This window comes from Paenibacillus glacialis (assembly GCF_001637205.1).
GTDB classification, from domain to species: domain Bacteria; phylum Bacillota; class Bacilli; order Paenibacillales; family Paenibacillaceae; genus Paenibacillus_AQ; species Paenibacillus_AQ glacialis.
Genome location: NZ_LVJH01000035.1, coordinates 41419 through 50756, shown reverse-complemented (window position 1 = coordinate 50756; position 9338 = coordinate 41419). Strand labels below are relative to the sequence as shown.

At 41.5% G+C, this 9338-nt stretch carries 4 protein-coding genes; all 4 read left to right on the top strand.

Annotation, left to right across the window (positions count from 1 at the left end; translation table 11 throughout):
• The first annotated feature begins 699 nt into the window (after positions 1 to 699).
• From PGLA_RS18040 to PGLA_RS18025, 4 genes are read left to right on the top strand one after another with little or no spacing between them, the layout of a single operon-like run.
• The gene (locus tag PGLA_RS18040; protein ID WP_068535543.1) at positions 700 to 1716 is read left to right on the top strand and encodes a 2-ketoarginine methyltransferase; all 1017 of its coding nucleotides are present in this window, start codon (positions 700 to 702) and stop codon (positions 1714 to 1716) included.
• A gap of 4 nt (positions 1717 to 1720) precedes the next feature.
• Positions 1721 to 2869 (top strand): beta-methylarginine biosynthesis bifunctional aminotransferase, encoded by a 1149-nt coding sequence (locus PGLA_RS18035; RefSeq protein ID WP_068535541.1) that lies wholly within the window; start codon positions 1721 to 1723, stop codon positions 2867 to 2869.
• An 18-nt stretch (positions 2870 to 2887) separates the two neighbouring features.
• Entirely contained in the window at positions 2888 to 7327 is a 4440-nt protein-coding gene (locus PGLA_RS18030) for a non-ribosomal peptide synthetase (protein ID WP_068535539.1), read from the top strand.
• A 20-nt stretch (positions 7328 to 7347) separates the two neighbouring features.
• Positions 7348 to 9336 (top strand): cyclic peptide export ABC transporter, encoded by a 1989-nt coding sequence (locus PGLA_RS18025; RefSeq protein ID WP_068535537.1) that lies wholly within the window; start codon positions 7348 to 7350, stop codon positions 9334 to 9336.
• Positions 9337 to 9338 lie beyond the last annotated feature (2 nt).

Below are 9338 nucleotides of genomic sequence, written 5' to 3'. Positions count from 1 at the left end.
CAGCCTCTATGACGTCATCGCAAATGAAGGATTAAAACAAATGATATCTGAATATGAGTAATTAATATGGGTTGGGGAGATTTGTGTCTTTACAAATAATGACTCCTTGTTTGGAATCAATGGAAAGAGGTTCCGAGGTTAAATCGATTTCATGTCTCAGCTATTTTTGAATTAGGCGGTTTATACGCTCAACATTATGGTAGAACGAAAGTATTGTTGTCATTTGCTACTGTAAGAAGTGGTAAGGGGACAAGTTACGGGAAGAGTTAGCGTGTTGTGTTTCAAGCAAAGCGTCCACACTAACCGAATGCTGTCGATGAAAAAGATGGCGGATTTGTTGGCTTAGAGAGGGTTGTGCCAGTCTGAGTTTTTGGAAGTACGACTAAAATGAAGATCATGGCATATGGCAGCGATATCTCCTATTGTTTCAATTCCATCAGATATCTAAGGTCTTATTGCCTCTTTGATACTTGGGTGTTACCTGTAAGGGAAGCCAGTTAAATATGGCTTCCCTTCTCTGTTTTTGTCGAAATTAAGCTTGGCATTGTCTAGCTTGACTCTAATTACAATATATCACTTAAAAGGAAATACTTAATTGTACATTTACACTTTAATAACATTACGAAAACATACAAAAATTATAATAAATCAACAAGTATACTTATTAATGGGAGAGGATTGGTAATGGTAATGCCTACAATGGAAGTACAATTGATCGAATCTATTCAGCCAATCCGCTATTTTACCTTGGCTGTTTGTATTTATCATCTCTTTGATACGGGGTTATTTAATGTTTTCGTCGAGGATGGCCCATCTTCTGTCCACCAGCTCGCTAATAGGCTGGCATTGGATGAAGAGAAATTACAAGGATTTCTAAAATATTTAAAGAACGAACATGTATTGATAGAGGAGAACGACGAATTCCAATTAAGTCCGAAAGGGATTGAACTTGGAGATTTCCGGGGCTGGTATATCATGATGATTGGCGGTTATGCGGAAACGTTCCTTCAAATAGGTTCTAAGCTGAAGGAAAACTCCGGATGGGCTACTCGTGATTCGATGAAGGTAGGGGTGGGAAGTTGCGGAATCAGCCATTACGATGCGATTCCTTTGACTCAAAGCCTCATGTCTCACATTCCAGGTGAATGTAATCGACTCTTGGATCTGGGTTGCGGAAACGGTCTTTATTTGGTTGAATTTTGTAAACATTATCCTGACATCCAAGCTTGGGGAGTAGAACCGAGCGAAGGGGGGTATGCGGAGGCAGTGAAGCTGGTGGAGGCACACGGCCTTCAGAATCGAATTCAATTGACTTGCAGTCCGGCAATCGAATTTTTTCAAAGCGATTTTGACTATAAGCCTGATTTTATTGTATTGGGCTTTGTCCTGCATGAAATTCTCGGACAAGATGGCGAAGAGGGCGTCATTCGATTTTTGACACAGATTACAGATCGCTTCCCGGATATCAATATCATTGTCATTGAGGTAGATAATCAAATCGATGACCTGGAAATTATGAATCACGGATTGGCGAAATCCTATTATAACCCTTACTATCTTCTACATTATTTTACGCGTCAACGTCTGGAAACGGAGAAGTACTGGGATAAGCTTTTTGCAAGTCTTAATCTCACCGTGCAAGCGAAAGAAAGAGTTAACCATCATGTCGACTCCACTGATTTGACGATCGGCTATTTGTTGCAAAGGGGGAAGTAACCAGATGCAACGGATTACAACTTCTAACAGTCCTTTTACATTGCTCCAACAACGGTTGAAATACGTCAGCCTCCAGCCGGAACGGCCATGGAATGTATGGGTAGAAAATGTACCCCAATGGGAGATCCAACCGACTATATCACAATTTGAACTCCCACTTGTGAGTGAATATGCTCCTTGTGAAGGTTATCCTTTTTTAATAGATGCCATTCGTAACCGGGAAAAAGGGATGTATGGGATGCAGCTGGAGCAAGACCAGATCCTTGTCACCAATGGAGCCCTGCACGGACTTTCGTTGATTTTCCGCTCCTTGTACAGACCAGGTGCTATTGCCCTTTGTCAGGTGCCTATTCTAGGAAGCATTGCTACGATTTTGATAAGTTATGGATATACAATTAAGTATTTCACCTCTCATCAAGGTGAGCTTGATATTGAGAAGCTCAAATTAGAATGTACAAACCCAGACGTTCGCTTGCTTTATATCAATACACCCCATAACCCAACGGGAGACATTCTTTCACAGCATACTTTGAACCATCTTGTTGAAATGGTCCAACGCCGAGGTATTAACCTCGTCGCAGACATGATTTACGACAGTCTTACTTTTGACGGCGCGCGCTCGTTCACACCGTTGTCCGTAACCCCCGTTTGGAGAAATGTGTATACCGTAAATTCGATGTCCAAAAACTATGGATCTCCTGGCTTGCGCATTGGCTGGGTTATATCGGATCGGGAAAATATACAAAGAATGGCCGGTTTTTTTGAGCAGGAATGCGTAGCAATATGCGGAATCGCGCAAAAACAGGCCCAGATTTTACTCGAACACGGTAATCAGAATTTAGTCGAAACGATAGCGAAACGAAAAAAATACGTTGAAACGAGGCTCTCGTCTTTTAAAGATATTAAGTATGTTATTCCTCGGGGCGGAACGCAGTTTTATGTGGAAATGCCTGTGGACGATATCGATTTATTTGCAGATTTTATGTTGGTCAACTACAGTCTCGCGATTACAACCATAAGTAATTATCAAGGCGGAAAAGGCTCATATATAAGAATCCCAACCGTTTACCCGATAGAGACGACTGAAGCTGCATTGGAGCTTCTTGCGGAAGGGATCAAACATTTTTGCTTGAATTACACGATGTCTTCATAGAAAGGGGGGGGGGGAATCATGACGAAATGGCCGTTGACCAATGCACAGAAGAGAATTTGGTACATGGAAAACATCTACCCTAACTCGAATATGCATACTGTTGGTATTGGGATGCATTTCAAAGGTTGCATGGATTTTATAACTTTGAAGCAAAGCATTCAAATTATGATTAAAAAGCATCCAGGTATACGTACGCAGATCGGGCAAAGCAACAATGAAGCTTATCAATACGTAACCCAGCAACAAATGCCCGTAGACTTCATCGATTTCAGCAAGCAGGCCCAGCCTGACGAGGCTTTCGATGCATGGGTTAAGAAGGATATGGCCACGCCGTTCCAGCTGGAACATTCGCCTCTGTATAACATGACTATGTTTCGAATTTCGGATGTTAAAACGGGATTTATCTATCGTTTTCACCATATGATTATGGATGGAAAATCAATGACTCAAATCATCGTTGATCAAATCGTAGATATATATACGAGGCTCGCGGCCGGGGAACAAGTAGATGAGGAAGTGGAGTTTTCTTTTTTTGATTATATTGAAAAAGAGCAGGCGTATCTCGATTCGAAGCGATTTGAGAAAAGCAAACAATTCTGGCTCGATAAATTCAACCCATTGCCAGAACCATTTCCAATACGTTCGGATCTCATGATTAGCAAGCGGCAAAAGTTTAAGCTCAGTCTCGAACAAACAGAGCGTATTAAACAATATACAAACCAGAATAAGGTTTCAATAAACACCTTTTTTGTGGGTGCCATGTTGCTTTTTTTGAATAAATTAGTTCAGCAAAACGATCTGGTCATTAACACCCCCGTCCTAAACCGTTCCGGCTATAAAGAAAAAAATATGTTCGGTATGTTTACAAGCACCATGCCTCTTAGAATCCACATCGACGAGCAACAAACCATTGTATCCGTATTGCAAAGTGTTCAGAAAGAATTGATGAGCTGCTATGCGCATCAAAAATATCCATACAACTTCTTACATCAGGATCTACAACTCAAGAAAAAAGGAATCGATTCATTGTTTGAGGTGATCGTCAACTACATGGGAACGCATCCTCCACGAGCGATCAATGGAATTCCATTAGAACTCGTAGAATATAACAGTGGAAAACTATCGGAGTCGCTTCAGTTTATTATTAAGGAATGGTCCATGGACGGAAGCTTTTTATTTGAGTACGACTATAAGACGGATCTATTTACAGATGAAGAAGTCAATTTCATGCATAATCGGTTGCTGTTTCTGATGGATATCATGATGTTGAACGAATCATTAACGATCTCTGATCTTAGTCTGGTGGATGAGGAAGAGAAAAGAACGTTAATTTTTGACATGAATCAAACAGCCTCGAATTACCCCATATCTAAATCCTTAGGTCAATTGTTTGAAGAACAAGTAAACAAGACACCTGAACGTACGGCCGTATCGTTCGGTCAACAAATGCTAAGCTACCAAGTGCTGAACGAGAAAGCGAATCAAGTGGCGTGGGGACTTCTTCAACGAGGAATGAAGCCTGAGCAACGGATAGGTATCTTATCTGAGCCTTCCCTTGAAATGATGATCGCGATTCTCGGTGTGCTCAAAGCAGGCTGCGCTTATGTACCCATATCAACTAGCTATCCGAAAGAGCGCATCAATTACATCGTTCAAGATAGTGCACTAGAAATGATTATTACAACGAATGAGAATGTTGAACTAACTGGATATTCCGGCAAATGGTTCGTTGTGAAAGAAGCTTTGCTTAAAGAGGAATTCGTTGATAATCCAGCTATTATCGTAAACCCGGAATATCTGGCCTATGTGATTTACACATCAGGCACAACGGGCTATCCCAAAGGTGTAATGATAGAAAATCGAAATGTCATTAACCTGGTTTATTCTTTGCTGGACACGATTTACCACAATGACGATCAACCTTTGCAAGTTGCGCTACTCGCTCCATTTGTCTTTGATGCTTCGGTGCAACAGATGTTTGCAGCCCTGCTTGGGGGATATCATTTACATATCGTACCAGAGGAAGTGCGTGTGGATGGCAGGCAATTGTTAGCGTTCTATAACCAAAATAAAATTGATGTTTCAGATGGGACGCCCGCGCATATCAAATTGTTGATTAATGATGAATGTACACTTGGACAGCAAATCAATGTTAAACATTTCATTATTGGAGGAGAACCACTCTCATCAGATGTAATTCGCGCGTTTTATGCGCATTTTCAAATGGAACAAACACAAATCACGAATATATATGGTCCTACGGAGTGTTGCGTCGATGTCTCCTCTTACTCTGTATCGAGAGAATCGTTAGATCAGTATAATATCCTGCCGATTGGGACTCCACTGCAGAATTCCAGTCTGTATATCATGAACAAAAAAATGCAGCTTATGGGTATAGATGAGGTTGGGGAAATCTGTATTAGCGGGGCCAATGTAGGAAGGGGATACCTTAATCAGCCTGAATTGACTCAAGCTTCTTTCATCCCAAATCCGTTTATATCGGGTCAACGTATGTACAAGACCGGAGACCTTGGTCGACGCAAAGCAAACGGTATTGTGGAAATCCTAGGACGCAGCGACGATCAAGTCAAAATTCGGGGTTATCGGATCGAGATAGGGGAGATAGAAGCCCAGATTCGGAGATTCCCGAGCGTCATAGAAGCAGTGGTGCTTGCTAGATCTGGGAATGATTTGAACAAATATTTATGCGGTTATTATGTAGCTGCCATTACGATCGAAATGAATGAGTTGCGAGCGCATCTGTCACGTATATTGCCTGACTATATGGTTCCTTCTTACTTCGTGCAATTAGAAAGTTTGCCCCTTTCTCAGAACGGCAAATTAAATCGAAATGAATTGCCAGAACCTAATCTCAATAGGGTATCATCTGATGCTTTCGCTCCCCCAGAAACCGAAAAGGAAATCATATTAGCAGGTATTTGGAGCAAAATATTACGCTCGGAAACAGCTGGACGCTACGATAACTTCTATGCTTTAGGTGGAGATTCCATTAAAGCGATCCAAATGGCCTATCAGATCCAAGACTGCGGATACGCGATAAAAGTCGCAGAGATGCTGTCCAATCCAATTCTATTGAATATGTCAGAAGTGATGGTGGTTAACGAAACTCACAATCATCAAGGTTATTTCCATGGAGACGTTCCACTAACGTCATCTGCTGCGCAATTTCTATCTTACGCCTTAGCAAATTCACATCTCGCTGTGGAATCTATTGGTTTAGATTTGAAGGACAATGTGCTTACGTATGAAATAGGTCAGATCTTAACCGAATTGGTACGGCATCATGACTCCCTACGACTAGTCATGGACGTCGAACGAAATAGATTCAACTATGATGATCGCTATATAAATGATGAGCTGAAACCGGAAGTCATAGACCTCTCGAATGTGCATGTAGACGATCTGGAGGAACAAATCGAATTACATACCAAACGTATTCATTCCATGATTCAATTGAACGGCTCTCCCTTATTCACAGGGTGTATTTTCGACTTGGGCATCCAAGGGAAACGGTTGCTGTTAGCAGCACATGGTCTCATTATCGATAAAACTTCGTGGGAAATTATCATCGAAGATTTTGCTAATCGACTAGAAAGCATCCATCTGGGAATGCCCATCGCCTTGACGCCGAAGACGAATTCTTATAAGGAATGGGCATTAAAGCGGAATGAGCTCCCAATGAAGGATGGAGGAACTAACTGCGATCCAGAGCAAGAGCAACAACAAGAGTATCCGGAATCTATGACGGGTTGTAGCATAGTCAAAAACATTTCTGCGCTGCATACAGAGTGGTTGTTGTCAAAGGCAAATGAAGGTTACAACACAGAACCGGAAGAATTGCTGGCTATGTCCATCGCTTTCGCTGTTAACGACATGTTCGATGTAAACAAAATGAGCATAGCGCTCGAGATGGATGGCAGAAAAGATCAGGTAGGGCAGTTGGACGTCTCTAGAACGGTAGGCCACTTTACTAGTTACTACCCAGTACGGCTTCATAATCCTACTGAGTCTATGTCCAATCGGCTTAAAGCAGGCAAGGAGCAATTGCGTTGTGCGTTCTCATCTTCTTCTATGACTCTCTCAAAGCGATATGATATTTGTCTTCAACGTATAAGAAACTGGGATAACATGCTCTCAACTCCGTGGGTCTCACTAGGTAAGGAGGGGAGATATCGGGAGGTAAGCGAGCTTAATCCGATGACAGACTTGATCGATATGACGCCAATTGTCGAAGAGCGAACACTTCGGGTTATCTTCACCTCCAATCATAGTCGCTTTGCTGAAGATACGGTGACAAAGCTTGCAGAATTGTTTGCCCACTACCTCATCCAGATTATGGAGCATTGCTTGAGCCTGAACCATGTTGAATATACGCCCTCAGATTTTGATTCCGCAGATATTTCACAGGAAGATATTGAGCATTTATTTTCGTTGTAAACATGAAGGAGTAGTAGCTGATGAGCTTGGATGATATTGCAATTATAGTCATGAGTCTTACGGGGAGCTTTGGTCTTGCAACCTTAGTGTATATGTCGAAGGTCCTTACTCAAATCATCAACAAAAAGAGATCCTATCGGAGCATAGGACGACGAGGTATAGCGAGCTTCCTGCTGTCAGTCATTTTTATGACGGGTTTGGGATTCGGTATGTATAGAATCCCTTATCTACTTGGACATCATCCATCATGGTCGCAACTGACGGAATGGGGCCCTCCAAGTCTAATACCTGCCGCTATTACCTTATATGCATCTATGGTGATCTTCTATGTGTACTCGTTATTGATCGCTTATTTTCCTCAGCAAAACGAAAAGTCATGGTTTTATTTAGGAACGCTAAGCATTTTAGGCGGTGCAAGCAATACGTTAATCATATTCTGTATTAACATCGCTATATCAGGTAGTCGTGCGGAGTTAAGCAAAATGTTTCTGTATTTCACGCTAGCGCTAACTTTTTACATTATTTCTCAAGTTTTAGTCAGAAAAAAATTAATATCGATTGCTAATGAGCTCATATACACGAAGCGCATGACGATGATAGACATCTTTCTTCGTTCACCTTATAACAAGTTGGAGAAGATTGAGAGCGGGCGGATCTATTCGAGTCTAAACAATGAAATGGAGATCATAAGTGAATTTGCGAATACACTAATTACCGTATTGACGAGTTCGATAACGCTAATCGGTTGTTTCGTGTATCTAGGCGTGCTAAACCTCTACGCACTGTTGCTGCTATTATGTGTACTTGTACTTATCGTGTTGGTATATCAACAACAATCTGGAAAGCTGGACGCCATCTGGGAGAAAGTTAGAGATCTCCAAAATACGTTTCTCGATTATATTCAAGACATGGTAGGGGGCTCAAAGGAGCTATCTATTAATAAGAAGAAAAGCAAACAGTTTCGCGGAGATATCGAAGCAAGCTGCAACGATTACATGGAGCAGAGAATCGTCGGAGAAGTTAAATTTGCTTATGTCACCATCTTAAGTGAGATTAGCTTCATTATCATTATCGGTGCGGTTGTCTTTCTATTCCCGTATCTGTTTAAGAGCTTGGATATAAGCACGATGCAAAGTTTTGTGTATTTATTTTTATTCATGATTGGGCCTATAACCGTGTTGTCGAGTGCAGTGCCTAATATGATGCAAATGAAAATTAGTTGGCAGCGGATCAACCAATTTATGAGTGATCTCGGATCTTTGCAAATTTCTCAGACGGATTCTGCGAAGCTAACGACAGGCGCCCAGCCTAATCAAACGAGCTTAGAATTAATAGATGTTCATTTCAATTATACGAGCGATAACGGTGAATCGTTCATGGTAGGCCCGATTAATCTTCGCTTTAATCCAAGTGAAATTTCATTCATCACGGGTGGGAACGGAAGTGGTAAGTCTACGTTGGCAAAGCTAATTACGGGCCTGTATTCGCCAACCAAAGGTGAGATTCGGATCAATGGGAACCTCGTTGAATCGATGCAATTGGGCGAATATTTTTCCACCATATTTAGCGATTTCTACTTGTTTAAGAGAATTTATGGAGTTGACATGAAGCAGAAAAGTCCACTGGTTGCGCATTACTTAAAGCTACTCAGAATCGAAGATAAGGTTGAGGTTAAGGATGGTGCCTTCAGTACGGTTAAACTGTCTACTGGACAAAGAAAACGACTTGCTTTTCTTGTTAGTTATTTGGAAGGTAAACCGTTTTGTCTATACGACGAATGGGCAGCGGATCAGGATCCGGAGTTTCGACAATATTTCTATGAGGTTTTGTTACCTGAATTAAAAAAAGAAGGCAAGTGTATTATTGCAATTACCCATGATGATGCCTATTACGATGTAGCGGATCAACTCGTCAAAATGGAATTCGGGAAGCTGCAGAAAGTTGAACGTTGTAAGGTTGGAATATCGCGGGCTAACCAATTAATTTTCTCAAATAATCTCAACGAGTGAGG

Bases quoted from the DNA above. Each gene is read 5' to 3' on its own strand.
- PGLA_RS18040 (WP_068535543.1), top strand. From the start codon at position 700: ATGGAAGTACAATTGATCGAATCTATTCAGCCAATCCGCTATTTTACC.
- PGLA_RS18030 (WP_068535539.1), top strand. From the start codon at position 2,888: ATGACGAAATGGCCGTTGACCAATGCACAGAAGAGAATTTGGTACATG.
- PGLA_RS18035 (WP_068535541.1), top strand. From the start codon at position 1,721: ATGCAACGGATTACAACTTCTAACAGTCCTTTTACATTGCTCCAACAA.
- PGLA_RS18025 (WP_068535537.1), top strand. From the start codon at position 7,348: ATGAGCTTGGATGATATTGCAATTATAGTCATGAGTCTTACGGGGAGC.